The organism is Massilia polaris (assembly GCF_012927275.1).
GTDB classification, from domain to species: Bacteria; Pseudomonadota; Gammaproteobacteria; order Burkholderiales; family Burkholderiaceae_D; genus Telluria_A; species Telluria_A polaris.
This window is the reverse complement of sequence record NZ_JABBGG010000009.1, coordinates 64,151-88,639: the sequence shown is the minus strand read 5'-3', so window position 1 is coordinate 88,639 and position 24,489 is coordinate 64,151. Positions and strand designations below refer to the sequence as shown.

The window sequence follows — 24,489 nt, the reverse complement described above, 5'->3', positions numbered from 1 at the left end:
CTTTAGAAAGAAAAATTGGAGAGAACGTCGGGCATGCCGCCGGCGACGGCTTCCTGCTCGTTTTCGGACAGCTTGGCGGCGTCCCAGATCTCGAAGTGGGTGCCCATACCGAGCAGCATCACGTCGCGCGCCAGGCCGACGGCCTGGCGCAGTTCCGGCGAAATCAGGATGCGGCCTGCCGAATCCAACTCGACATCGCAGGCATTACCGAGGAAAATCCGCTGCCAGGCGCGTGCCGACATCGGCCATGCGGCGATCTGGTCGCGGTGCGATTCCCAGACCGGGCGCGGGAAGAACAGCAGGCAGCCGTGCGGGTGTTTGGTGAGCGTGAGCCGTCCTTCGCACTGGACTGCGAGTGCGTCACGATGCTTGGCCGGGATTGACATCCTGCCTTTGGCATCGAGGTTGATTGCGGACGCGCCTTGAAACACGTTTTAGCCTGGGTCTGGATTGATTTTATATAACTGCTTTTTTAGCCTGGGAAGCCTCAAAATCTCCCACAAAACTACACTTTTTCACACTGTTACCCACTTTAGAGTAAGCAATTGAGTGGGTCAAGCGGTTTCCGTATCGAAAATGGGAAATTTTCTAATGAAGTCAATGACTTAGCGCACTTCGTTGAAGCGGCGTCGCGGGAAAATGTGCCATAAAACAGGCACTTAGAAAAGACATTGAATGTGCTACTTCATCTATAAAGCAGCGATTTTTGCCTGCTTGAGCTAACATAAAATAAATACGTGCTTGTTTTTTAGCAACAACGGGAGATTGAGGGGAGACGGGTGTCCCGCGCGATGGGGAGTTAAGTTTGGTGGATAGATTGGATGGCGAGCAGGCGGACGCGCTTCGCACGTGGCGCCGCATGGGACGTCTTTGCAGGGTGGATAAGTCCGACGGGCGCATCCACCGCGTTGACTAGGCCCAGCCCTTCGACCTTGCCACCGCCTCATCCCAGCGCGCCATCAAGCCGCGCCGCTCATCGGCGCCGATCGACGGCTCGAACCTGCGCTCGGCCTGCCACTGCGCCGCAATCTCTTCCTGCGACGCCCAGAATCCCACCGCCAGCCCGGCCAGGTAGGCGGCGCCAAGCGCCGTGGTTTCGGTCACGCGCGGCCGCACCACCGGCACGCCGAGCAAATCGGCCTGGAACTGCATCAGCAGGTCATTCCTTGCAGCGCCGCCATCGGCGCGCACTTCGGCGACCGGCACCGACGCATCCCTGCACATCGCCGCAAGCAGCTCCGCGCTCTGGTACGCGATCGCCTCCACTGCCGCGCGCGCGATGTGGCCCTTGTTGGTCCCGCGCGTCATCCCGACCAGCGTGCCGCGCGCATACGGGTCCCAGTGCGGCGCACCCAGCCCCGCGAACGCTGGCACCAAAAACACGCCGCCGTTATCGGGGACACTGGCAGCCAGCGCCTCGACCTCATGCGACTCGCGGATGATGCCAAGCCCGTCGCGCAGCCACTGCACCGTCGCGCCGCCCATGAACACGCTGCCTTCGATCAGGTAGTCGGTGGTCCCGCCCACGCTCCATCCGACTGTCGACAGCAGCCGGTTGTGCGACACCGCCGGACGCTGCCCGGCGTGCATCAGCATGAAGCAACCGGTGCCGTAGGTGTTCTTGACCATGCCCGGACGGTGGCAAGCCTGCCCGAACATCGCCGCCTGCTGGTCGCCGGCGATGCCGGTAATCGGGATCGGGCCGCCGAACCACTCGCTCGACGCGGTCCCCGCCTCTCCCGCGCTTTCAACCACGTCGGGCAGCATCGATGCAGGAATGCCGAACAGGTCCAGCAGCTCCTGATCCCATTTCATCTCGTGGATATTAAACAGCATCGTGCGCGACGCATTGCTGGCGTCCGTGACGTGGCGCCCGCACAGCTTGAACACCAGCCAGCTGTCGACGGTGCCGAACGCCAGCTCGCCACGGTCGGCGCGCGACCGCACTCCCGGCACATGTTCGAGCAGCCACGCCAGTTTACTGGCCGAGAAATAGGCGTCAAGTTCAAGCCCTGTACGCTGGCCGATGCGTTCGGCCACGCCTTCGGCACGAAGGCGGTCGCATTCGCCGGCGGTGCGCCGGTCCTGCCACACGATGGCGTTCGCCACCGGCTCGCCCGACTTGCGGTCCCAGACGATGGTGGTCTCGCGCTGGTTGGCGATGCCGATGGCGGCGACCTGCGCATGCGCGACGTGGCTTGCGCGCAGCACTTCGCGCGCCACCTTCAGCTGACTGTTCCAGATATCGCGCGGGTCGTGTTCGACCCATCCGGGCTGGGGAAAGTGCTGGGGATATTCCTGCTGCGCGGCGCCGCGGATGCGGCCTTCGCGGTCGAACAGGATGGCGCGGGAACTGGTGGTGCCCTGGTCGAGGGCGAGGATGTATTGAGTCATCAATCAGGCCCCGGCGCGTGGCCCGCAGGTCTGCCTGGGCCGTAAGAATTAGTGTAAAGCAGGCCGATAGGCCGGATTCTGTATACGGCGAACGCCCTTGCGAACGTTCGCTATGACAGCCATTCCTCTAGGCGCCGAATTACTCCGGCGCTCAAGCTTCCTACCCGCACGCTCCGCGAGCAACATCAACGCGTGCCTATTTGGAATTGCTCCAGGTGGAGGTTACCGCGTTTCACCGTAACTTAATACGCTCGTCTCTGTGGCCCTATTCCTCGCCTTATACCCCCGCTTGCGCGGGAAGCTTTCAGCGGACGGCCGTTAACCGTCACCCTGCTCTATGGAGTCCGGACCTTCCTCCCGCCGACGCATTACACGCCAGCCAGCGGCTGCCTTGGCCTGCTTCACGGGGCGTATTGTAACAGGTGGTCGCCGCTGGACTCTCTTCGTGGGGGTCAGGTCTGTCATTCGGACACGGGCGCAGCCGTAGTGCGCCGCACTACGGCTGCGCCCGTGTCCGAATGACAGACCTGACCCCAAAGTTGACCTGTAACAGGTGGGCACCGGCTCTTGCCCCTCGCCGGCAACGGCAGCGACGTTCCGATTCTTAAATTTGGTGTCGTTATTTCAAAAGCCCGGTCGCGCGAGGCTCGCATAGAATGAGGCATACCTAAACTTAGAGGCAAGAACATGACGCACCCTTCCCGTACCGGCGGCCAGATCCTGGTCGATGCGCTCAAGATCCACGGCGTGGACACCGCCTTCGGCGTGCCCGGCGAGAGCTATCTCGACGTCCTCGACGCGCTGCATGATTCGAGCATTCGCTTCATCATCAACCGCCAGGAAGGCGGCGCCGCGTTCATGGCCGAGGCTTACGGGAAGATGACGGGCCAGCCGGGCATCTGCTTCGTCACGCGCGGCCCGGGCGCGACCAACGCGTCGATCGGCGTCCATACCGCCTACCAGGACTCGACCCCGATGATCCTGTTCATCGGCCAGGTCGGCGGCGACTTCATGGATCGCGAGGCGTTCCAGGAAATCGACTACCGCCGCATGTACGGCCAGATGGCGAAGTGGGTCACGCAGATCGACCGCGCCGACCGCATCCCCGAATACATCGCGCGCGCCTTCCAGGTCGCCACCAGCGGCCGTCCGGGCCCAGTGGTATTGGCCCTGCCTGAAGACATGCTGATCGAGACGGCCAGCGTGGCCGACACGCGCCGCTACCAGCCGGTGCAAGCCTCCCCTTCCGCAGCCCAGATCGACACCTTGCGCGGCATGCTGGCCGAAGCGAAGCGCCCGGTGGTGCTGCTTGGCGGCGCCACCTGGAACGCCCAGGCTTGCGCCGACGTGCGCAGCTTCGTCGAAGCCAATTCGCTGCCAGTGGGCTGCACCTTCCGCTTCCAGGACCTGCTCGATAACGAGCACCCGAACTACATCGGCGATGTCGGCATCGGCATCAATCCGAAACTGGCCGCGCGCGTGAAGAACGCGGACCTGGTCATCGCCATCGGCCCGCGCCTTGGCGAAATGACGACCGGCGGCTACACGCTGCTGTCGTCGCCGGTGCCGCAGCAAAAGCTGGTGCACTTCCATTGCGACGCCGAGGAGCTGGGCAGCGTGTTCCAGGCCGACCTGATGATCAACAGCGGCGCGCCGCAGGCATGCGCCATGCTGGCCGCGATGGCGCCCGTCGATGCGAGCGCATGGAGCGCCAGCGTCGCCGAAGCAAAGGCCGAACTGGCGGCATACCAGCAGCAGCCGCCGATCTTCAAGGACGGCAAGGCGCCGCTGGATTTGTGGCAGGTGGTGCAGGACCTGATGAAGGCCGTCCCGCACGACACCTTCATCACCAACGGCGCGGGCAATTACGCGTCGTGGGCACACCGCTTCTACCGCTACGGCGGCATGCGCACGCAGCTGGCGCCGACCAACGGCGCGATGGGCTACGGCGTGCCGTCCGGCGTGGCCGCAAAAATCGTCAACCCGGAACGCACCGTGGTCACCTTCGCGGGCGACGGCGAGTTCATGATGAACGGGCAGGAGCTGGCCACCGCGGTGCAGTACAAGGCGGGCGTGGTCATCATCGTCTTCAACAACGGGATGTTCGGCACGATCCGCATGCACCAGGAGCGCGATTATCCAGGGCGCGTTTCGGGCACCGAACTGCACAACCCCGATTTCGCCGCGCTGGCGCGGGCCTACGGTGCGCATGGCGAACAGGTCGACACGACGGAAGCCTTCGGCCCGGCCCTGGCGCGCGCGCTCGAGCACACCCGCGCGACCAGCCTGCCGGCACTGATCGAGTTGCGCTACGACGGCAACCTGATCACGCCGAATGCGACGCTCGAGACCATCCGCGAGAACGCCATGGCCTCGAAAGCAGCGAAGTAAGACCGTAATGGAAGCTGGCGGAACAGGGCTATCCGGCTCGTGTTCCGCCTGAAAATATTCTATCGCGCGGCGGCGCGCTTTAACATTCTCATCAGCGCCCCCAGAAGCGGCAGCTTTTCGTAAAGCTCTTCCGCCGCATCCCAATAGTCGCGGTGCAGCTGCACCGCGCCGGCGCCGTCGAAAACAAGATGGCTGGCGCCGCGAATGCACTGCTCTTCCATGCTGAACCGCTTCATCCGAAAGCGAAACTCCCAGGTCACGAATGCCTGGTTTTGCTGCTGGACTCCTGTCACCACCGTGAATCGGGGATCAACCACCTGATGAAACATGTGGGCAAAAATACGTTCGATGGCGTCGCGCCCCTGCACTTCGTTGAACGGATCCTTGAAGTGCGCATCCGGCGCGTAGATGGCGGCCAGCCGTACGAACAGCGTCGCCGCATCGATGGTTTCGTAAAACCGCACCAGGCGCTCAAGTTCGGCCGACCTGTTCATAACCCGGTCACCTTGTGAACCAGCCAGAAGTACAGGCGGTACGGTAGCAGGCGCGCCAGCCGCAGCGTGTTGGTGAACCGGCGCGGGAAATGGATGTGGAACTGGCCTTTCTCAAGGCCGTCGACCAGTGCGAGCGCCGCATCGCTGGCGGACATCAGCGCAGGCATCGGGAAGTCGTTATCGGCCGTGAGCGGGGTCGCGACGAAGCCGGGATTGATCTGGTACACCGCGATGCCTCGCGGGCGCAGGTCGAGGTAGAGCGATTCGGAGAGATTGATCAGCGCCGCCTTGGTTGGCCCGTACACCAGCGCCTTCGGCAAGCCGCCATAGCCCGCCACCGACGCCACGATGCCGATGCCGCCCGCCCCTTGCCGCAGCAGCTGCGGCAGCACCACGTCGATGCAGTTGAACGCGCCGCGCAGGTTCAGGTCGACCAGCGCATTGGCCGCGTCGAGGTCGAAGGCATCGGCACGCATGTCGTTATAGCCTCCGGCGACCAGCAGCACCAGGTCGATGCCGCCCCAATCGCCGATGATCCGTTCGCTCGCGCCCATCACGCTCGCATGGTCAAGCACGTCCAGCGGCACCGCGATGGCGCGCTCCATGCCGGCCGCCGTTGCCTGCAACTTCGAGGCACTCCGTGCGGACACGGCGACCGTGGCGCCAAGCGCGTGCAGCAGTTCAGCCGTTGCCTGTCCGATGCCGGTCGATGCGCCGATCACCCAGATCCGCTTGCCGCGCCATTCGGGAATTCGCGGGTTCACGGCAATCGCCTGGTGAACGACACTGTGACGTTGCCGAGGTCCACACCGAGTTTGCTCATCGCGGTACGGTTTAGCATCACGCGGTCGTCAATCAGGAACATCCAGTCGTCCATCCTGACGTCGATGACGCGCTCGCCCACCGGCAGCGACAGCACGTAACGCCAGCGCAGCGAATTGCCCGACACGATGCCTTCCGCTGTGCCGACAACGTCAGGTGCGGTCGCGGTGAAGCTTGCGGGCCCGGTCTTGCGCAAGGTCCAGACGCGCTTCTGGCGCGTGCCGTCCGAATAAACAAAATCCTCGTCGAGCGTGCCGACGTCGCCGTTCCAGGTGCAACGCATGACGACCACGAAGCGCTTGACCACTTTGCCGAAACGGTCCTGGAACATGCCGTGCGCGTCCAGCGTGCCATTGAAATAGGACTGCACGTCGAGCACCGGCTTCTCGCCGGCGTATTGCGATGGCTGCGGCGCGGTACATGCCGCGAGCGTAACGGCGGCAGCGGCCGCCATCAGTACAGTGGAGAGTCTCATGTCGGATTCCTTTCGGGTTGGTCAGCAATCGCGTAAAGGGGCGCGCCACAGCATCGCGGCGGCGAACAGTTTCAGTACGCATGGAAGAAATGCATAGGCTGCGGCGAGAGCGCCCGTGCCTGCGGTGCTGCCGGGCACATAGCCCAGCCAGTCGAGCAAAGGCAGCGAGATCCCCGCCGCCAGTGCCAATGTGATTTGAATTCCCCAGTTCCAGACGCCGAAGTAGGCCGCCTCGCGCTGGCCCGCGTGGCCCGCGCTGGCGATCACGCCGGCCAGCAGCGCGGGCGGCAGCGCAAGGTCGGCGCCGAGTGCGAAGCCGGACGCGATGCAGATCGCGCCGAAGGCAATCGCATCGCCCGGCCCCAGGCCGAAAGCCCACACAAACACCAGCGCCGACCCCAGCATGCCCCCTGCCCATGCGCGCGCTTCGCCAACCTGGCGCGCCGCCGCCACCCACGGCGCTACCGAACAGGCGGCGGCGACGAAGTACAGGATCAGGAACAGGCCCGCGATCGACCCAAGCTGGAGGCGGTCGGAGGCGAAGAACAGGAATAGCGTGGCGGGGATGGCGGAGGCGACGCCGTTGACGATCAGGATGGCGAACAGTGCCCGGAAGCGGCGGTTGGCGAACGGCGCTGCGATCGCTCTCATGCCCGGCAATCCTGCGCTGGCCGTGACCATCACCGGACGGGGGGCTTTGGCAATCAGCAGCAGCGCGCCACTGCCCAGCGCCAGCGCGAACGAGAGCGACAGCGCGCCATATCCGGCGACGCTGGTGACGGCGGCCGCCAGCACCACGCCGGCCAGCGCGAATGCTTCGCGCACGCCGCAGACGCGCGCGCGTTCGACCGGCGCCTGCGTCAGCGCAGCGCCCCAGCTCTGGTGTGCGATGGTCACCAGCCCGAAGCCCAGGTACACCAGCATCAGGGTTCCGAGAAACCACGCCAGCGCACTCGCGCCCTCCAGCGCGGGCGGATGGAACAGCGCCACGAAGCCGGCCAGCAGCAGCGGCGAGCCTATGCCGACAAAGCGAGCAAACGCGCCGCGCCCGCGTTCGATCCACCACCCCAGCAGCGGGTCGAGAAAGGCCGCGCCGACGCGCGCCGCCAGCAGCGCCGCGCCGATCAGCGCCAGCGACAATCCGGAGCGCTCGGCGTAAAACTTCGGGAGATAGACGTAAATCGGTAGCGCGACCATCGCCAGCGGCAAGCCAAGCAGGCCGTAGGACATCAGCTGGGGCATGGCCAGGCGGCTCATCGCCGCGCCGCTTCCTTGAGGAGCGCTTCGCGCAGGCGCGGCGCGGTAGTGCGGGGACTGAGCCAGATGCCGGCGAAGGCCTGCGCGAAGCCCGGTTCGGCGATGGTACCCAGGTCCGCGCCGTCCAGGTGGAAGCGCACAGCGCCTCCGGGAAGGAACACGCCGGTGATGCTGCTACCCTCCTTCACGTCCGGGAAGATAGCGCGCATCTGGTTCAACCAGGCGGCGCGCTGGGCGGGGGTGCCGCCGCCTGTTTTCTCCATCTGGCCGGCGCTTGCCTCGGCGATCCTGGCGCCGCTGAGCGTGCGCGCGTAGCGCAGCTCGAGCGCAAACGGCGCGTCCGGCACATAACCTGCGTCGCCGACCCACAGCCTGGCATCGTAGATCTTCATGCCGAACCAGGTGAACCCGCCCTGTCCGGCCACGCGCGCGCCTGGCACATCGGCGGCGATATTCGGCATGGCCGCGTGGGCCGCGCCGAAGGCAAGCAAGGCGGCCATCAAGGCGGCCTGGAAGCGGCGCGCCATGTCAGGCCTTCTCCAGCGTGAAGTGCACGACACTGGTGTTGTGCGCCCTGAACGCGGCCTCGCAGTAACCCAGGTAAAAGTCCCAGGTACGGATAAAGCGCTCGTCGAATCCCTGCGCGCGCACGGCGTCGAGGTTGGCGTGGAACGCGACGCGCCATGCCGCCAGCGTATCTGCGTAGTCGATGCCGAAGGCGAATTCGCGGGTGACTTTTAGCCCTCTTTCCCCGGCCATGCGGGTGAAGGCCTGCGGCGACGGCAGCATCCCGCCGGGGAAGATGTACTGCTGGATAAAGTCCGTGCCCTTGCGGTAGCGTTCGAACAGTTCGTCGGCGATGACAATGGTTTGCACGCAGGCGCGGCCGCCGCGTTTGAGGTTGCGGGCGATGCAGTCGAAGTAGCTCGGCCAGTAAGCCTCGCCCACCGCTTCGAACATTTCGATCGAGGCGATGGCGTCGTATTGGCCGTCGCTGTCGCGGTAGTCGCACAGTTTCAGGTCCGCCATGTGCGCGAGGCCGGCATCTTGCATCCGCTGGGTGGCGTAGGCCAGCTGCTGCTCCGACAAGGTCAGGCCGGTGACGTGCACGCCCGCCTCGCGCGCGGCGACTTCGGCAAACCCGCCCCACCCGCAGCCGATTTCGAGCACCCGCTGGCCGGGATCGAGCCGCAGCTGGCCAAGCACGCCGCGGTATTTTTCGGCCTGGGCCAGTGCCAGGTCGTCGCCGCTGGCGGCGGTGAAGCGCGCGCTCGAATACGTCATCGACGGGTCGAGCCACAGCTTGTAGAACGCGTTGCCGATATCGTAGTGGGCGTGGATGTTCTTGCGGCTACCGGCGCGGCTGTTCCGGTTCAGCAGGTGGCGGGCGCGGTAGGCCAGCCGTCCCCACCAGCTGCCGTACAGCGCCGATTCGACCTGGTCACGGTTCTTCGCCAGCAGTTCCAGCAGGCCGGTAAGGCTGCTGGTGTGCCAGCCGCCTGCGATGTACGACTCGGCAAAACCGATATCGCCGGAGCGCAGGGCCGCTGCGAACACGCTCCAGTTGTTCAGTTCCAGCGTGACCGGCACGCCGCCGGCGCCGAACACAAGGTGCTGGCCGGCTGGCGTGCGAAGCTGCAGCGTGCCGTGCTGGATTTTCTCCAGCAGGCGCAGGACCATACGCGCCGATGTTGGGACGGGCTGCTTGCGGGCGCGCGCGGGCACGGCGACCGGGGCCGTGGACGGCATGAAATCGGAATTCATCGGCTAACCTTTTGTTCAGGAGGAGCGGGTTTGGAATGGAAAGGCACGCGGCGCAGCCACAGACGCAAGGCCTGCAAGTGGATGCGCGCAACGACGCCGAAGGTCATGAGGGGAAAACCGAAAAACGCCCGTGCCGCGCTGGCGTCGGACAGGCGGGTGGCGAGTCCCGACAGGCTTGTTTGCAGCAGCAGGCCGTCGGCGTCGTCGTAATCGATGCATGCCAGCGTGTGTTCACCGTCGTCGCGAACCGCACGCAAAAAGCGGAAGCGGTAGCCGCCTTCGACGCGGCAGAACGGCGACACGTGGAACACTTTGCGGGCACACAGCTCGCTGCCGTTTGCAATCGCGGCGCCGTTATCGAGCAGGTAGAAGTGGCGCTCGCCGAAGGTGTTGCGCACGTCGCACAGCACCGCGCGCAGGGCGCCGCCGGCCTGGTGGCAGTACCAGAACGACACCGGGTTGAACGCAAACCCCAGCACCCGCGGCATCGCCTGCAGCCAGATCTCGCCATCGGCATCGTGCACGCCTTCGGATTCAAGCAGCGCGTCGATCCATTCGACCAGCGGACGCTCGCCGTTGCCATGGTCGGCGTCGAAGAACGACAGCAGGTTGAAGCGGTTGCGCGTTACGAGCTTGCAGCCGAAGCCCTGCGCACCCAGCGTGCGAATCGGAAGGCGCAGGTAGTAGCTGGCGTAGGCGAACGCGTTCGCTCGCGGCCGAAGGCGCCGGTGACGCACCTGGCCGAAACACAGCTGCGGCACTGGGGCGTCAGGCGGCTGCATTGCCCTGCCCCGACATGCGCGCCGCCAGCGCCGCCGCCACCGACAGTCCCGACTTGAGTCCGTCTTCGTGGAATCCGTAGCCGGTCCACGCGCCGGCGAACCAGGTGCCCTGCACGCCTTGTAGCGCGGGAAGTCGCCCCTGCGCCGCCACCGCAGCGGCATCGAACACGGGGTGGGCGTAATCGAATTCGCCCAGCACCAGGCGCGGGTCCGGCTCGTCGATCGGGTTCAGCGAGACGATCACCGGCGTCGTGCATGGCAGCGGCTGGAGCTTGTTGATCAGGTAGTGCACGCACACCTGTGGACTGGCGGACGCCGTGCTCTGGTAATTCCAGGCAGACCACGCGCGGCGCTTCGCGGGCAGGCAGCTGGCATCGGTATGCAGCACCGCGCGGTTCGGCTGGTAGCCGATGGCGCCGAGGACGGCGCGTTCATCGGCCCGCGCATCGCCCAGCAGCGCCAGCGTCTGGTCGCTGTGGCACGCCAGCACGACCTGGTCGAACTGCTCGGCGCCGGCGGCCGTTTCGACCCGCACCGAGCGCGCACCGCCATGCGCCGCGCGCGTCACCGACTGCACGGGCATGTCAAGGCGGCGCGACGGGATCGCGGCCAGCAGCTTGTCCACATACACGCGCGAACCGCCGCGCACCGTGCGCCATTGCGGACGGTCGCTCACCTGCAGCAGGCCGTGGTTGTGACAGAATCGGATAAACGTCGCGGCCGGGAAGGCCAGCATCTGACCTGCGGGACAGGACCAGATGCAGGCGGCCATCGGCAGCAGGTACCAGTAGCGGAACTCGGTGCTGTAGCGGCGTTCATCAAGGAACTGGCCCAGCGACTGCGCCGGCATCGCGTCACCGCCGGCGGCCAGCGCGGTGGCTTCCTTGTTAAAGCGCAGGATGTCGCGCACCATGCGCAGGAAGCGCGGATTGAACAGGTTGCCGCGCTGGGCAAACACGGTGCCGAGATTACTGCCGGCCCATTCGAGCGTGCGGCCCGGCAGCGGCAGCTTGACCGAAAACGACATGTCGCTGGCGACGCTTTCGACGCCGAGTTCGGCAAACAGCCCGATCAGCTCCGGATAAGTGCGTTCGTTGAACACCAGGAAGCCCGTGTCGACGCCGAAACGGACACCATCGACGTCGGCATCCACCGTATTGCTATGTCCCCCAAAGTAGCTCCCGGCTTCGAACAGCGTGACGTCGGCGCCCGCCTGGACCAGCCTGTAAGCGCTCGACAGGCCGGAGATGCCGGCGCCGATGACTGCAGTTTTCATGTTCTTCCCAGCACCTTAATTTTGTCCAAGACAAATCCTCTACAATGTGAATAATCCACAATATAAGTGCGATTGTCAATTATTTGTCCTAGACAGCTATTTCGCGCCTTTGCATTGAGTTTCAGTTTCCGTAGCTGAACAGCCGCGGATACGCTTACAATGCAAAAACTCTGTCCTATACATACCGGCACCACCACAGGATTACCCATGAGCAACAATGCCCACGCCGAACGCATGATCACCATTAGCGAGGTTGAACGCGAGACCGGTATCGCCAAGGAAACCCTGCGCGTCTGGGAACGGCGCTATGAGTTTCCCAAGCCAAGCCGGGATGCGAACGGTGAACGGATATATTCGGTGGAGCAACGCGTTCGGTTGCAACTAATTAAGAGGCTGATCGACAACGGCTACCGTCCAGGAAAAATTGTCAACCTGTCGGGCGACGAGCTGGCCCAGCTGGCGGCGCGCAAGACGACCACGCCGCCGCCCAACGCCAACGACCCGCTGCTCGCCGAGTGCATGGCGCTGCTTGCCGGGCACCGGATGCATGAGCTGCGCCAAACGATGGTCCAGGCCCAGCTGCGCCTTGGCCTGCGCAGCTTCGTCACCGAGCTGGTTGCGCCGCTGACGACGCTGGTGGGAGATGCGTGGTCCGCCGGCCGCCTGGCCGTGTTCGAGGAACACCTGTATGCGGAAACACTGCAAGGCGTAATGCGCGCCGCGATCTTTGCCGCAAGCCAGCCGAACGAGCGCGACCAGGCCAGCCCGCGCATCCTGCTGACCACCGTTCCGATGGAGCGCCACGGCCTCGGCCTGCTGATGGCCGAAGCGCTGTTTGCCCTGGAAGGTGCATGCTGCATCTCGCTGGGCGTGCAGACGCCGCTGTCCGAGATCGTTGCCGCCGCTAAAGTCCACCGCGCGGATGTCGTCGCGCTGTCGTTTTCTATCGGAATTTCATCGCGCGCCGCGATCGACAACATCTCCCAGCTGAAGGAACGGCTGGACGGTAGCGCAGAGGTCTGGATCGGCGGCGCCTGCGCAGCCCAGCTGATTCGCCAGCTGGGGCCCGACTGCGTGCTCGACCTTGAGGGCATCGCCGGTGCGGTGGGCCGCTGGCGCACCAGCCGTGTCGAGCTTGCCAATTAGACAGGATGACAAGAATCACGGGCACTGCTCTGGTAAAATACGCGCGATCCAATTCATCGTTCCCCGCAGTCGAGGGAATGTGCATGCAGCGCCCGCCGATACAGACCCATGTTTAGTTTCTTCAAAAAAATTCTCCGCCCGGAAGAGAGTGCGGCGCCCGAGCCAATCGCGCCGCCGCCTGCTCCTGCGCCGGTTGCACCTGTTCACGTTGAGCCTGCCGCGCCTGTGGCGCCGACGCCTGTTCCGGCTCCAGCGCCAGCGCCATCCGGCATGGCGCGCCGCTACGGCACAACCTCGACATTTTCCGCACCGCCAGTGCTGCAGCCGGTTGCGCCTGCACCCGTCGCCCCGCCAGTCGTTCAACCGGCGCCGGTGCCCGCACCAGAACCTGCTCCCGCTCCCGCTCCAGTCGTCGAAGTCGCCGAGCTGATCCCGGAAACCGCCGAACGCCTCGGCAGCGAAGCGGACCGCAAAAAATCCTGGATGGACCGCCTCAAGGCCGGCCTGTCGAAGACGTCCAACAACCTGAGCCTGCTGTTTGTCGGCGCCCGCATCGACGAAGACCTGTACGAAGAACTGGAAGCGGCGCTGCTGATGTCCGACGCGGGCATGGACGCCACCCAGCACCTGCTCGACGCGCTGCGCAGGAAAGTCAAGGAAGACAAGCTGCTCGACGCCGTCGAGGTCAAGGCCGCGCTCAAGGTGCTGATGACCGACATGCTGCGTCCACTCGAAAAGCCGCTGGAGCTGGGCCGCTACGAACCGCTGGTGATGATGATTGCGGGCGTCAACGGCGCCGGCAAGACCACCACCATCGGCAAGCTGGCCAAGCACATGCAGACCTACCACCAGTCGGTGCTGCTGGCCGCGGGAGACACCTTTCGCGCCGCCGCGCGCGAACAGCTGATGGTCTGGGGACAGCGCAACAACGTCACCGTCATCTCGCAGGAGTCGGGCGATCCGGCCGCCGTCGCCTTCGACGCGGTGCAGTCGGGTAAAGCGCGCGGCATGGACGTGGTCATGGTCGACACGGCCGGACGCCTGCCGACCCAGCTGCACCTGATGGAAGAACTCCGCAAGATCAAGCGCGTGATCGGCAAGGGCATGGAAGGCGCCCCGCACGAGACGCTGCTGGTCATCGACGGCAACACCGGACAGAACGCGCTGGCGCAGGTCAAGGCCTTCGACGACGCGCTGACCCTGACTGGCCTCGTCATCACGAAACTGGACGGCACCGCGAAAGGCGGCGTGCTGGCAGCAATCGCGCGCACCCGCCCGGTGCCGGTGTATTTCATCGGCGTGGGCGAGAAGATCGAAGACCTGCAGCCATTCAAGGCTGACGAATTTGTCGAAGCGCTGCTCGGATAAGGCCTCATGATCGAATTTCAATCGGTGTCAAAGCAGTACTCCGCCGATGCTGTCGCGCTGCGCGACGTATCGCTCAATATCGCCAAGGGCGAGCTGGCCTACCTGGCCGGCCCGTCCGGCGCGGGAAAATCCACCTTGTTCAAGATGATCGCCGCGATCGAGCGTCCGACCAGCGGCCGTGTGCTGGTCAATGGCCAGGATATCGGCAAGCTCGGTAACGCCGGCGTGCCTTTCCTGCGCCGCAAGCTCGGCCTGGTGCTGCAGGACCAGCGCCTGCTGACCGACCGCACCGTGCTGGCCAATGCCATGCTGCCGCTGCTGGTGACCGGCGCGCCGCGCCGCGAGGCCGAGCAGCGCGCCCGCGCCGCGCTTGAGAAGGTCGGCATGCTGGACCGCGCGTCCGCCATGCCGCTCGAACTGTCCGGCGGCGAACAGCAGCGCGTGGCCATCGCCCGCGCCATCGTCAACCGCCCGCAGATCATCCTGGCCGACGAACCGACCGCGAACCTCGACCGCGCCAGCGCCGACAAGGTGCTCGACGCGCTGCGTGCGTTTAACGCGGTTGGCGTCACCTGCCTGATTTCGACCCACGACGAGCAGGTGCTGGAAAGCGCGAAGCGCGTGATCCACATCGAACACGGCCAGCTGGTCGGGGGTGCGGCATGAAGAGCTGGATCCGCCAACACCGCTTCGCGCTCGACGGCGCGTTCGCCACCATCCGCCGCGCGCCGGGCAGCTTCCTGTTCAATGTGATCGTCGTCGCCATCGCACTGGCGCTGCCGTTCGCGGGCCTGACCCTGCTCGACAACGTCAGGCCGCTGTCGCAACAGCTTGCGGTCGAACCTGAACTGAGCCTGTTCGTGTCGCCCGGCGCGACCCGCGAGCAGGCGCGCGCACTGGTGCCGGCACTGGAGAAGAGCGTCGGCGCGCAGCGCGCCACCGTTACCTTCGTGCCGCGCGAGGAAGCGCTGGAGAAACTGAAGGCCAAGAGCGCAACCGCCGACGTGCTCGATACGCTGGGCGAGAATCCGCTGCCCGACAGCTATGTGCTCAAGCTCGACGGCTACGACAGCGCCAGGGATGCCGCCGGCATCGACACGCTGGCCGACAAGCTGCGCGCGCTGCCGAACGTCGACGCGGTGCACGTGGACTCGGCCTGGGTCAAGCGCCTCGCCGCCCTGCTCAATGTGCTGCGCCTGGCGCTGCTGCTGCTGGCGGTCACGCTCGGCATGGTGGTGATCGCGGTGGTGTTCAACACGATCCGCCTGCAGGTGCTGACCCAGCGCGAAGAAATCACGATGGCCAAGCTGCTCGGCGCGACCGACAACTTCATCCACCGTCCGTTCTATTACACCGGCATGCTGCTCGGACTTGGCGCCGGCGTGGTGGCGCTCGGCGCGGTCGCGTTGTCGCTGCAGCCGCTCAACAGCGCGGTTGCCGAGTTCGCCCGGCTGTACGCATCGGAGTTCCTGCTGCTGCCGCTCGGTCCTTTGGCAAGCCTCGGCTTGCTGGCCATCAGCGCCGGACTCGGGCTGGTCGGCGCCATGCTGTCGATCCGCCGCCACCTGGCGCGGCTGGCTTAACGCCACGCGTCCCGCTATCCCGGCCGCCGCGCCGGGCTAGCGGTCAAGTTCCCGCTTCGGCCGCGAAAGTGATTCATCGTACAGAAATCGCTCCCCCCTTCCTTTAAAATGAACGCATCGACCGCGCGTCTTAAGGCCGTCTTAAGCCCGTACCTGCATGATTACTCTGCAATACTTTTGACGCATCTCAATTCGGTAAATCCTGGCTCGCCATAGAGTGGAATCTTCTAAATATATTTCCGTACGGCAATCTTAAATTGATGTCGAAAAGCAAATTTGGGGGCGATTGGCACTCGTTGCTGGAGAGTGCTAATATATGACCAGCGCCTGGCAGAGTATTCGAAAACACTACCGCTAGCGTCCGGGTAACACACCGTAACTGTCGCTCCATGGGAAATGCTGCCATGGCAAATTGACGATGCAGCACTGCTCACATTACGAGGAAATAGATGACTATGACGTCCGCACAATCCGCACTGGTTCCGACTGGAAGTCGTGCTCTCGGACTCGGATTTACTGGCAATCTTGGTAATATCGATGCCTACATTTCGGCGGTCAACCGTCTGCCGATGCTGACGCATGAGGAAGAACAGTCGCTGGCCCGCCGCCTGCGCGACAGCAACGACCTCGGCGCCGCACAGGAGTTGGTGCTGTCGCACCTGCGCCTGGTGGTATCGATCGCGCGCGGCTACCTTGGCTACGGCCTGCCGCACGCCGACCTGATCCAGGAAGGCAATATCGGGCTGATGAAAGCGGTCAAGCGTTTCGATCCTAACCAGGGCGTTCGCCTGGTGTCCTATGCAATGCACTGGATCAAGGCCGAAATGCACGAATACATCCTGAAGAACTGGCGCCTGGTGAAGGTCGCCACGACCAAGGCCCAGCGCAAGCTGTTCTTCAACCTGCGCAGCAACAAGACGGGTCTGGATGCGATGTCGCCGACCCAGATCGATGCGCTGGCCAAGCTGCTCGACGTCAAGCGTGAAGAAGTCATCGAGATGGAAACGCGCCTGTCGGGCCGCGACATCGCGCTCGAATCGCCGACCGACGACGAAGACGACAAGTTCTCGCCAATCGCCTACCTGTCGTCCGACCTGTCGGAGCCGACCAAGGTGCTGGAAGCCGAGCAGGTCACGCGCCTGCAGTCGGAGGGACTGGCGTCGGCGCTGTCGAAGCTGGACCCGCGTTCGCGCCGCATCATCGAAGCGCGCTGGCTGGCCAACGACGATGGCTCGGGTGCGACCCTGCACACGCTGGCTGCCGAATTCGGCGTGTCCGCCGAGCGTATCCGCCAGATCGAAGCGGCGGCACTGAAGAAAATGAAAGGTTCGCTGGCGGCGTTTGTGTAAGCCGGTCCGGACCGATCGAACGAAGGCGCCTGCGGGCGCCTTTTTTACGTCCGAAGCGCGTCCGGCCATTGGCGGGTTTGATTCACCCATCGCGCCAACCTTCATGCGCGATCACGCACCGTTCAGACCGCTCTGTTTATACTTTCCAGCACTGCGTCCATCATTTCCGCCGACAGCTTCTCGTCGGTGACAGCACGGGCGAGAACCAGAGCACCGACCATCGCTGCATATGCAGCCAATGCGGACTGGCGCTGCGCTTGCGGATCCGCTTGGTGCATTATTGGCGTCAACTTGTCGATCTGCTTGCTGACACCGTCCGTTACCGCATCGCGCACTTCATCCGACAGGCGCGACAGTTCCGGTCCCAGCGCAGCGATCGCACAGCCCCTGCCAATCTGGTCCCGGTGTAAGGGAGAAAGATAGGCCTCCGTCACCGCCCGCAGCGGATCGCCAGGCTGTTTGGCGACGACCCTGTCCCAATCCTCCATCGACACCTCGATTGCCTTGGCGGCAGCCTCGGCCAACAGCGCTTCCTTGGAACCGAATTTGGCATAGAAGCCGCCATGGGTCATCCCCGCCGCTTTCATCAGGTCGGCCACGCCGATTCCGTTGTAACCATGCTCCCGGAACAACTTGGCTGCCGTCTCAACGACGCGCTCGCGGTTTTGGGCCGCCTGTTGTTTGCTGACTTTCATGATCTGCCTCCTTCAAAGCGAATTTGTCCTTGACATTATACATTACGAACATAATATATAAAGTCTTGATGATGATCGTAATTTATAAGGGGAACAAACATGTCTGAAGTAACGATGAAATACAAAACTTTTGGCCGCCGTACGGGTCTTCGCGTTTCCGAGCTGGCACTCGGGACGGGCAATTTTGGCACTGGCTGGGGCCACGGCGCAGAGAAGGCCGACGCGAAAGCCATGTTCGACGCCTACCTGGCGGCGGGCGGGAATTTCATCGACACGGCCGATGGTTACCAGGGCGGCCAGTCGGAACAATTTGTCGGCGAGTTCATTGCCGGCCAGCGCGACGACCTCGTGCTCGCCACCAAATTCACCCTGAACGGCACATCGCCTTCCAGCACCGGCAACAGCCGCAAGAGTATGGTGCAGGCGGTTGAAGCGAGCCTGAAACGGCTCAACACTGACCGCATCGACCTGTACTGGGCTCACTTCGCCGACGCCACCACGCCCACCGAAGAAATCATGCGCGGATTTGACGACCTGGTCCGCTCTGGCAAGATCGTCTACGCGGGCCTTTCCAACTTCCCGGCCTGGCGTGCAGCGCGTGCCGACCTGATGGCCGACCTGCGCGGATGGGCGCCGATCGCCGGCATCCAGCTCGAGTACAGCCTGGCCGAACGCACGGCCGACCGCGACTTGATGCCGATGATAGAGGCTCTCGGTCTCGGCGGAGCATTGTGGTCGCCGCTCGGCGGAGGCTTCCTGACCGGCAAATACCGGAATCAGAACGAGACCTCGCGCCTGCAGAACCTTGGCATGCTGGTCCACAGTGAAAAATCGGCCCGCGAGACCGCCATCCTCGATACCGTGCTGGCGATCGCGGCCGAGCACGAAGTTCCCCCGGCCCACGTGGCCATCGCCTGGATCATGCACCAGGATGCGGCGTCGTCGACCGCGCTGGTACCGATCCTCGGTCCACGCACGCTCGCGCAGCTCGACAGCACGCTGGGCGCGCTCAAGCTGACCCTGAGCGCTGGGCAGATCGCGCGCCTTGACGAAGTCAGCGCGGTCGAACCAGGCACACCGCATCGTCAAATTTCCGAGAGCCAGCTTGCCATCGCCGGCGGCAAGCCAGAACTGACCGGCCGCCGGATTCACCCGGTTGCATAACTTAAAAGGAACCAGCATGAAAGCAGTCATTTCCGGATATGCGCGCTCGCCATTTCACTTTTCACGTAAAGGCGCACTGGCCGAAGTCCGTCCCGACGACCTGGCGGCGCAAGTGGTGCGCGGGCTGGTACAGCGAACCGGCGTCAGCCCGGCCCTGCTCGACGACGTGATCCTCGGCTGTGCTTACCCCGAGGCATCGCAGGGCAACAACCTGGCCCGTATCGTGTCCTTGTTGGCGGGCCTGCCGCAGCAGCTGGGCGGGATGACCGTCAACCGCTTCTGCGGTTCGTCCATGTCAGCAATCCACATCGCCGCTGCCCAGATCGAGGCAGGCCTGGGCGAGGCCTATCTTTGCATCGGCGTCGAGTCGATGACGATGGTGCCACAGGGGGGATTCAATTTTTCGCCCAACCCTACCCTGCTGGAAGAAACCGACGCCTACATCAGCATGGGACTCACCGCGGAGAACGTGGCGCGGCGCTATGAAGTAGCGCCGCGCCGACCAGGAACGGCTTGCCATGGAGTCGCACCTGAAGGCCGCCGCTGCGCGTGCTGAAGGACGGCTAAAGGATGAAATCGTGCCGATCGATGATGGCCGCGGCGTCCGGGTCGCGGAGGACGGCTGCATCCGGCCCGGCACGACGCTGGAAGCGCTGGCCGGACTGCGCCCTGTGTTCAGGGATGACGGGGTGGTCACTGCGGGCACATCATCTCCACTGACCGACGGCGCGTCGGCAGTGCTGGTCACCAGCGATGCATTCGCGCGCAAGCATGGCTTGAAGCCATCGGCGCGCATCAAGTCGATGGCGACTTTCGGCTGCGACCCTGCACTGATGGGAATGGGCCCGGTGCCGGCAACCAGGCTGGCGCTCGAACGCGCGGGCCTGACGGTGGCCGACATCGATGTCGTGGAGATTAACGAGGCATTCGGCTCGCAAGCGCTGGCATGCATCCGTGAACTGGGTCTCGATATGGCGAGGGTAAACCTTGATGGCGGAGGATTGGCGATTGGCCATCCGTTGGGAGCGACCGGCGCGCGGATCGTGGGAAAGGCGGCATCGCTCCTGGCGCGGGAGGGTGGGCGCTATGCGCTGGCGACCCAGTGTATTGGTGGTGGCCAGGGAATTGCGACAATTCTTGAGACGATGGACTGAGCCTGCTCCAAGATGTTGAACGGTTCGCGCACCTCGGAAAAATAATACGGCCCCAGCCGCGCAGATGTTTGCTGCCTCCCCTCATCCGGGCACATCTGCGCGCGGCCCGCCAATGGCAAGTTTGATACACTCATCGCACCTACCGATGGGCTAACGCCATGACCCGCTATCTGACTCTCGCAGCAGCATGCCTTCTTGCAGCGTGCGCCACCATCAGCGAGGCTCCCGTGAACGACGCCACCCTGACCCTCCAGCCACAGCAGACGCTCGCCCTCGGCGAAACGATCAGCCTGCGCTATGAGCGCGCCATCGACAGCCGCTGCCCGTCGAACGCCCGCTGCATCTGGGCCGGCAGCATCATTTACCACTTCACGCTGATCGGGAAGACGGCGTCCGAACCGTTCATGCTCGACATCGACAGGCCCACCTTCGACACGAAGGCGCTCAAGGGCGTGCGCATCGTGCTGGCGACAACCGATCCGCCGCCGGTGCGCATGACACACCAGGAACCGCCGCCGCATCCAGTCACCGTCAGCATCACCAACATTTGAATCCATGCCCAGCCGCCCGCCCCGCCTCGTCAAAACGCTTCTCGCCACTACCCTCTCCTTCTCACTGATTGCCGCTTAGGCCAAGACGCCAGTCGCCACCGGAACTGGCGGCGGCGACGCGACCATCAGCGACCAGGCATCGCAGGCCGCTGCGCTGGTCCAAAAGCGCGCGCGTAAATTTCGAGCGCGTAAACGGACAATGCGCAGCGCGTATCGCACCAGCTGCTGACGGCTCCCCAAACCAGTCCGGTAACCAGGCCGGGAAGATGTCACTAACCGATGCAATACGCGCTGCGCACTGTCTGGCGCAGCGTACTATTTAATGATGTCGAACGCCCAGCTTCACCGTTTCCAGGTGCTGCTGTTTGTTGTAGCGGACCGACGACCACAGCGAAGCGACAATGAATGCCACGCCGATCAGGCCAGTGAAGATTTCCGGGATGTGGAACTTCATACTTGCCAACATGATCGCGGCGAGGATACCGATCGCGTAGTGCGCGCCGTGCTCAAGGTAGACGTATTGATCCAGCGTGCCCTTGTCGACCAGGTAGACGGTCATCGAACGCACGAACATCGCGCCAATCGCCAGGCCCAGCATAATGATCACGACGTCGCTGGTGATCGCGAACGCGCCGATCACGCCGTCGAACGAGAACGACGCATCCAGCACTTCGAGGTACAGGAAGCCGCCGATACCGCCGCGCTTGACCATATCGCCCATTTCGCCGCCGCCCTCTTCGCCTTTTTCAAGCAGGCTCGAAATCGTGTCGACGCCGATGTAGATCAGGATGCCCCACAGGCCTGCCATCAGCACGATCATCTTCTGGCCTTCTTCGACCATGGTCAGGCTGCCCATCAGCGTACCGAGCGCGATCATCACCGCGATCGACGACACCTTGCCGAGCGAACCAATCTTCTGCTCGAAGTTGCCAAGCCAGTGCAGCTCTTTTTCGTCATCGAGCAGGAAGTTCAGGAACACCAGCAGCAGGAACATGCCGCCGAACGCCGCCACTTCAGCGTGGTGGTTGGTCAGGTGCAGCGAGAACGCCTTGGGATCGGTCAGCGCCAGGTTCCACACCTCGGCCATGCCCAGGTCGGCGGCAACCGCGACGATCACCAGCGGGAACACCAGGCGCATACCGAACACGGCGATGATGATGCCGAGGCCGAGGAACAGTTTTTTCCAGAATTCGTCCCAGGTCTTGAGGACCGATGCATTGACGACCGCGTTGTCGAACGACAGCGAGACTTCCATCACGCCGAGGATGATGGCGATGCCGAGCGCGGTCAGGGCGCCGCCCAGGCCTGCGTTCTGATAACCCCACCAGCCCGCAACCGCGAGACAGATGACTGTGACAATAAACGACCACCTGAAGTGTTTCATAAGATTCTTCCCTCTATTGTTATTTAATGGCAGCAGTGTAGTTTGCCAGAGCTAATTTAAAAATAGGAGATAATTGAAGCGTTACTTCGTAAAAACGGAAGTCAAATGAAAGACAGCGGCATCAATTTCCGGCATCTCTACTATTTTTGGGTTGTCGCGAAGGAAGGCGGCATCACGCGCGCAGCCACCCGCCTGGGCCTCGCAATCCAGACCGTCAGCACCCAGCTCGGCCTGCTGGAGCAGGCGCTGGGAAAATCGCTGTTCACCCAGCAAGGCCGCCGGCTTGTGCTGACCGAGGCCGGGCGCACCGCGCTATCGTACGCCGACCAGATTTTCCTGCTTGGAGAACAGATGCAGGACGCGCTCGGCCAGGCCGAAACCACGCGCACCCGGCTGACCGTCGGAATTTCCGACTCGCTGCCCAAGCCGACCGCGTTCCGTTTGCTGGAAGCGACCATGCACCTGGCGCCGCCGGTGCGGCTGGTCTGCAACGAAGGTCCGTTCGACGCCTTGCTGACCGACCTGGCCCTGCACAAGCTCGACCTGGTGCTGACCGACCGCCCGGTGCGCTCCGGCACGCCGCTGCGCGTGTTCAGCCACCTGCTGCTGGAAAGTCCGACCATCGTGGTCGGCGCCGCGCCGCTGGCGCAGGCGTATGCCGGCGATTTCCCGCGCAGCCTCGACCGCGCCCCCTTCCTGCTGCCGACCCGGAACAACGTCCTGCGCGGCAAAATCGACGAATGGTTCGACCATCACAATGTGCGTCCGGATGTCGTCGGCGAGTTCGACGACAACGCGCTGCTGGGTACATTCGGGCGCCGCGGGGCCGGCCTTTTCTTTGCTTCCAGCATGGCGGCGGCCGACATGAAAAAACAGTTCGGCGCCACGCTGGTCGGCGAAGTGCCCCAGCTGCGCGAGCAATGCTACGCCATCTCGAACGAACGCAAGATCGCCCACCCGGCCGTCGAGGCAATCATGTCGGCAGGTCACCAGGGTGTCTTGGATCCGGCTTGAACTGTACAATGCCTGTTCGACAGCCCGGCTGTTCAATTAACCTTACTTCATGGAAAACTTTCTACTAGTCGTACTCGCCCTCATCCTCGTGGTGCTTAACGGCTTTTTTGTGGCGGCCGAATTCGGTATCGTCACCCTGCGCAAGACGCGCGTACGCGCGATTGCAAGGACCCAGGGCCTGCGCGGCCGCATCCTCGGCAAGGTCCACGGCCAGCTTGACGCCTACCTGTCCGCCTGCCAGCTCGGCATTACCCTCGCATCGCTCGGCCTCGGCTGGGTCGGCGAACCGGCGTTTGCCCGCATCCTCGAACCTATCCTCACCGCCGTCGGCGTCGAGTCCGAGCAGCTGCTGCACGGCATCTCGTTCGTGGTCGCCTTCAGCGTGATCTCCTTCCTTCACATCGTCATCGGCGAGCTCGCCCCGAAGTCGATGGCGATCCGCAATCCTGAAGTGGTCGGCCTGTGGAGCGCGCCGCCGCTGTACGCGTTCTACTGGATGATGTACCCGGCCATCTACCTGCTGAACGGCAGCGCCAACTTCGTGCTGCGCGTGGCCGGCCTGTCCGGCAAGGGCGGGCACGATTCGCACTACTCGAACGAAGAACTCAAGCTGATCCTGCGCACCAGCCAGCCGGGCGAAAAGTTCACCCGCGACGAGCGCCACATCCTGGCCCAGTCGCTCGACTTCAGCCAGCTGACGGTGCTCGACCTGATGCGTCCGATTAATGAAGTGATTGCGCTGTACGCCAACAAGACGATTGAAGAAAACCTGCAGACCGTGCAGCGCAACCGTTTCAGCCGCTACCCGTACTTCGATGCGAGCGGCGAGGAAGTGCTGGGCGTGATCCACCTGAAAGACCTGTTCTTCGCGCAGCAGTCGGGCAAGAAGATCGCCGAACTGACCTCGTTCCTGCGGCCGGTCGAAACGGTATCGGCGCGCACGCCGGCGCAGCAGATGTTCCGCCGCTTCCGCGAGGGCGCGCCGCACTTTGCGCTGATTGGCGAAAAGGGCAAGCGGCCGGTGGGGTTCATCACGCTCGATAACCTGCTTGGCGCGATGGTCGGCGAGATCCATGACGAATTCAGGCTCAATGAGAACGACTGGCTGCGCCAGCCGGACGGCACCCTGATCGGCAAGGCCAGCCTGCCGATCTTCTCGCTCGAACGTAGCCTCGGGATCGACATCGATAACGAGACGCTGGGGATGGATGAAGTGGAATCGGTGGGTGGACTGCTGATGGTGAAACTGGGCGACATCCCGAAACAGGGACAGCGCATCGAGTTCCCGCAGTTCGACGTCGTGGTCAAGAAGATGAACGGGCCGCGGATCGTGCTGGTGAAGGTGATACCGCGCTTGCACAGGCCGGAAGACCGCGACGACCACGATTAGATGAAGTGGCGGAAGGCGGGGGACGGTGTAGCAGGG

At 63.9% G+C, this 24,489-nt stretch carries 22 protein-coding genes, 1 other RNA gene and 1 pseudogene; 11 read left to right on the top strand and 13 right to left on the bottom strand.

What is annotated here, in order from left to right; translation table 11 throughout:
- Positions 1-2: 2 nt before the first annotated feature.
- From mraZ to rnpB, 3 genes are all read right to left on the bottom strand, one after another.
- The gene (gene mraZ / locus HHL21_RS16085) at positions 3-431 is read right to left on the bottom strand and encodes a division/cell wall cluster transcriptional repressor MraZ (RefSeq protein ID WP_169467672.1); all 429 of its coding nucleotides are present in this window, start codon (positions 429-431) and stop codon (positions 3-5) included.
- A 481-nt stretch (positions 432-912) separates the two neighbouring features.
- Positions 913-2,394 (bottom strand): glycerol kinase GlpK, encoded by a 1,482-nt coding sequence (glpK, locus tag HHL21_RS16080; protein ID WP_169467670.1) that lies wholly within the window; start codon positions 2,392-2,394, stop codon positions 913-915.
- 51 nt (positions 2,395-2,445) lie between these two features.
- Positions 2,446-2,797: RNase P RNA component class A (rnpB, locus tag HHL21_RS16075), an RNA gene on the bottom strand.
- A 284-nt stretch (positions 2,798-3,081) separates the two neighbouring features.
- Here rnpB and HHL21_RS16070 point away from each other — a divergent pair.
- A complete protein-coding gene (locus tag HHL21_RS16070; RefSeq protein WP_169467668.1) occupies positions 3,082-4,785 on the top strand; it encodes a thiamine pyrophosphate-binding protein in 1,704 nt (567 codons plus the stop codon).
- Positions 4,786-4,844: 59 nt separating this feature from the next.
- Here HHL21_RS16070 and HHL21_RS16065 read toward each other — a convergent pair whose 3' ends face one another.
- The 8 genes from HHL21_RS16065 to HHL21_RS16030 are packed head-to-tail and all read right to left on the bottom strand — an operon-like array spanning position 4,845 to position 11,655.
- Positions 4,845-5,279 carry a nuclear transport factor 2 family protein gene (locus HHL21_RS16065; RefSeq protein ID WP_169467667.1) on the bottom strand — a complete coding sequence of 145 codons (435 nt, stop codon included), beginning with the start codon at positions 5,277-5,279 and terminating at the stop codon, positions 4,845-4,847.
- Positions 5,276-6,043 (bottom strand): SDR family NAD(P)-dependent oxidoreductase, encoded by a 768-nt coding sequence (locus HHL21_RS16060; protein ID WP_169467665.1) that lies wholly within the window; start codon positions 6,041-6,043, stop codon positions 5,276-5,278. Before HHL21_RS16060 ends, HHL21_RS16065 begins: the two co-directional genes overlap by 4 nt.
- Positions 6,040-6,576, bottom strand: a complete 537-nt coding sequence (locus tag HHL21_RS16055; RefSeq protein ID WP_169467663.1) for a DUF3833 domain-containing protein — start codon at positions 6,574-6,576, stop codon at positions 6,040-6,042. The genes HHL21_RS16060 and HHL21_RS16055 overlap by 4 nt, the downstream gene beginning before the upstream one ends.
- A gap of 21 nt (positions 6,577-6,597) precedes the next feature.
- Positions 6,598-7,833, bottom strand: a complete 1,236-nt coding sequence (locus tag HHL21_RS16050) for an MFS transporter (protein ID WP_169467661.1) — start codon at positions 7,831-7,833, stop codon at positions 6,598-6,600.
- Positions 7,830-8,360: a chalcone isomerase family protein gene (locus HHL21_RS16045; RefSeq protein ID WP_169467659.1), complete on the bottom strand. Its 531-nt coding sequence runs from the start codon at positions 8,358-8,360 to the stop codon at positions 7,830-7,832. The genes HHL21_RS16050 and HHL21_RS16045 overlap by 4 nt, the downstream gene beginning before the upstream one ends.
- 1 nt (position 8,361) lies before the next feature.
- Positions 8,362-9,597, bottom strand: coding sequence for an SAM-dependent methyltransferase (locus HHL21_RS16040; RefSeq protein ID WP_169467657.1), 1,236 nt, complete (start codon positions 9,595-9,597; stop codon positions 8,362-8,364).
- Positions 9,594-10,379 (bottom strand): DUF1365 domain-containing protein, encoded by a 786-nt coding sequence (locus tag HHL21_RS16035; RefSeq protein WP_169467655.1) that lies wholly within the window; start codon positions 10,377-10,379, stop codon positions 9,594-9,596. Before HHL21_RS16035 ends, HHL21_RS16040 begins: the two co-directional genes overlap by 4 nt.
- Complete coding sequence (locus HHL21_RS16030) at positions 10,366-11,655, bottom strand: NAD(P)/FAD-dependent oxidoreductase (RefSeq protein ID WP_169467652.1); 1,290 nt, start codon at positions 11,653-11,655, stop codon at positions 10,366-10,368. The genes HHL21_RS16035 and HHL21_RS16030 overlap by 14 nt, the downstream gene beginning before the upstream one ends.
- A gap of 207 nt (positions 11,656-11,862) precedes the next feature.
- On the opposite strand from HHL21_RS16030, the gene HHL21_RS16025 reads away from it, so the two are divergent.
- From HHL21_RS16025 to rpoH, 5 genes are all read left to right on the top strand, one after another.
- Positions 11,863-12,801 (top strand): MerR family transcriptional regulator, encoded by a 939-nt coding sequence (locus HHL21_RS16025; protein WP_169467650.1) that lies wholly within the window; start codon positions 11,863-11,865, stop codon positions 12,799-12,801.
- Between the two features lie 108 nt (positions 12,802-12,909).
- A complete protein-coding gene (ftsY, locus tag HHL21_RS16020; protein WP_169467648.1) occupies positions 12,910-14,169 on the top strand; it encodes a signal recognition particle-docking protein FtsY in 1,260 nt (419 codons plus the stop codon).
- Between the two features lie 6 nt (positions 14,170-14,175).
- On the top strand, positions 14,176-14,835 hold the full coding sequence (locus HHL21_RS16015; protein ID WP_169467646.1) for a cell division ATP-binding protein FtsE: 660 nt from the start codon (positions 14,176-14,178) through the stop codon (positions 14,833-14,835).
- Positions 14,832-15,752 (top strand): permease-like cell division protein FtsX, encoded by a 921-nt coding sequence (ftsX, locus tag HHL21_RS16010; protein ID WP_169467644.1) that lies wholly within the window; start codon positions 14,832-14,834, stop codon positions 15,750-15,752. The genes HHL21_RS16015 and ftsX overlap by 4 nt, the downstream gene beginning before the upstream one ends.
- A 449-nt stretch (positions 15,753-16,201) precedes the next feature.
- On the top strand, positions 16,202-17,101 hold the full coding sequence (rpoH, locus tag HHL21_RS16005; protein WP_206085815.1) for an RNA polymerase sigma factor RpoH: 900 nt from the start codon (positions 16,202-16,204) through the stop codon (positions 17,099-17,101).
- A gap of 122 nt (positions 17,102-17,223) precedes the next feature.
- On the opposite strand, the gene HHL21_RS16000 is transcribed toward rpoH, so the two are convergent.
- Positions 17,224-17,796 carry a TetR/AcrR family transcriptional regulator gene (locus HHL21_RS16000; RefSeq protein ID WP_169467640.1) on the bottom strand — a complete coding sequence of 191 codons (573 nt, stop codon included), beginning with the start codon at positions 17,794-17,796 and terminating at the stop codon, positions 17,224-17,226.
- 114 nt (positions 17,797-17,910) lie between these two features.
- Here HHL21_RS16000 and HHL21_RS15995 point away from each other — a divergent pair, with 114 nt between their 5' ends.
- From HHL21_RS15995 to HHL21_RS15985, 3 genes and pseudogenes are all read left to right on the top strand, one after another.
- Complete coding sequence (locus HHL21_RS15995; RefSeq protein WP_169467638.1) at positions 17,911-18,960, top strand: aldo/keto reductase; 1,050 nt, start codon at positions 17,911-17,913, stop codon at positions 18,958-18,960.
- Between the two features lie 16 nt (positions 18,961-18,976).
- Positions 18,977-20,114 (top strand): annotated as a pseudogene (locus HHL21_RS15990) (thiolase family protein).
- 158 nt (positions 20,115-20,272) lie between these two features.
- A complete protein-coding gene (locus tag HHL21_RS15985) occupies positions 20,273-20,665 on the top strand; it encodes a hypothetical protein (RefSeq protein ID WP_169467636.1) in 393 nt (130 codons plus the stop codon).
- Positions 20,666-20,984: 319 nt separating this feature from the next.
- Here HHL21_RS15985 and HHL21_RS15980 read toward each other — a convergent pair whose 3' ends face one another.
- On the bottom strand, positions 20,985-22,049 hold the full coding sequence (locus HHL21_RS15980; RefSeq protein ID WP_169467634.1) for a DUF475 domain-containing protein: 1,065 nt from the start codon (positions 22,047-22,049) through the stop codon (positions 20,985-20,987).
- 105 nt (positions 22,050-22,154) lie between these two features.
- Here HHL21_RS15980 and HHL21_RS15975 point away from each other — a divergent pair, with 105 nt between their 5' ends.
- Complete coding sequence (locus HHL21_RS15975) at positions 22,155-23,063, top strand: LysR family transcriptional regulator (RefSeq protein WP_169467632.1); 909 nt, start codon at positions 22,155-22,157, stop codon at positions 23,061-23,063.
- A 49-nt stretch (positions 23,064-23,112) separates the two neighbouring features.
- A complete protein-coding gene (locus tag HHL21_RS15970; RefSeq protein ID WP_169467630.1) occupies positions 23,113-24,453 on the top strand; it encodes a hemolysin family protein in 1,341 nt (446 codons plus the stop codon).
- The last annotated feature ends 36 nt before the right edge of the window (positions 24,454-24,489 follow it).

Excerpts from the sequence above, each read along its gene's own strand:
- glpK (WP_169467670.1), bottom strand. The coding sequence starts at position 2,394 with ATGACTCAATACATCCTCGCCCTCGACCAGGGCACCACCAGTTCCCGC.
- HHL21_RS16070 (WP_169467668.1), top strand. The coding sequence starts at position 3,082 with ATGACGCACCCTTCCCGTACCGGCGGCCAGATCCTGGTCGATGCGCTC.
- HHL21_RS16065 (WP_169467667.1), bottom strand. The coding sequence starts at position 5,279 with ATGAACAGGTCGGCCGAACTTGAGCGCCTGGTGCGGTTTTACGAAACC.
- HHL21_RS16055 (WP_169467663.1), bottom strand. The coding sequence starts at position 6,576 with ATGAGACTCTCCACTGTACTGATGGCGGCCGCTGCCGCCGTTACGCTC.
- HHL21_RS16050 (WP_169467661.1), bottom strand. The coding sequence starts at position 7,833 with ATGAGCCGCCTGGCCATGCCCCAGCTGATGTCCTACGGCCTGCTTGGC.
- HHL21_RS16045 (WP_169467659.1), bottom strand. The coding sequence starts at position 8,360 with ATGGCGCGCCGCTTCCAGGCCGCCTTGATGGCCGCCTTGCTTGCCTTC.
- HHL21_RS16040 (WP_169467657.1), bottom strand. The coding sequence starts at position 9,597 with ATGAATTCCGATTTCATGCCGTCCACGGCCCCGGTCGCCGTGCCCGCG.
- HHL21_RS16035 (WP_169467655.1), bottom strand. The coding sequence starts at position 10,379 with ATGCAGCCGCCTGACGCCCCAGTGCCGCAGCTGTGTTTCGGCCAGGTG.
- HHL21_RS16030 (WP_169467652.1), bottom strand. The coding sequence starts at position 11,655 with ATGAAAACTGCAGTCATCGGCGCCGGCATCTCCGGCCTGTCGAGCGCT.
- HHL21_RS16025 (WP_169467650.1), top strand. The coding sequence starts at position 11,863 with ATGAGCAACAATGCCCACGCCGAACGCATGATCACCATTAGCGAGGTT.
- ftsY (WP_169467648.1), top strand. The coding sequence starts at position 12,910 with ATGTTTAGTTTCTTCAAAAAAATTCTCCGCCCGGAAGAGAGTGCGGCG.
- HHL21_RS16015 (WP_169467646.1), top strand. The coding sequence starts at position 14,176 with ATGATCGAATTTCAATCGGTGTCAAAGCAGTACTCCGCCGATGCTGTC.
- ftsX (WP_169467644.1), top strand. The coding sequence starts at position 14,832 with ATGAAGAGCTGGATCCGCCAACACCGCTTCGCGCTCGACGGCGCGTTC.
- rpoH (WP_206085815.1), top strand. The coding sequence starts at position 16,202 with ATGACTATGACGTCCGCACAATCCGCACTGGTTCCGACTGGAAGTCGT.
- HHL21_RS16000 (WP_169467640.1), bottom strand. The coding sequence starts at position 17,796 with ATGAAAGTCAGCAAACAACAGGCGGCCCAAAACCGCGAGCGCGTCGTT.
- HHL21_RS15995 (WP_169467638.1), top strand. The coding sequence starts at position 17,911 with ATGAAATACAAAACTTTTGGCCGCCGTACGGGTCTTCGCGTTTCCGAG.
- HHL21_RS15985 (WP_169467636.1), top strand. The coding sequence starts at position 20,273 with ATGACCCGCTATCTGACTCTCGCAGCAGCATGCCTTCTTGCAGCGTGC.
- HHL21_RS15980 (WP_169467634.1), bottom strand. The coding sequence starts at position 22,049 with ATGAAACACTTCAGGTGGTCGTTTATTGTCACAGTCATCTGTCTCGCG.
- HHL21_RS15975 (WP_169467632.1), top strand. The coding sequence starts at position 22,155 with ATGAAAGACAGCGGCATCAATTTCCGGCATCTCTACTATTTTTGGGTT.
- HHL21_RS15970 (WP_169467630.1), top strand. The coding sequence starts at position 23,113 with ATGGAAAACTTTCTACTAGTCGTACTCGCCCTCATCCTCGTGGTGCTT.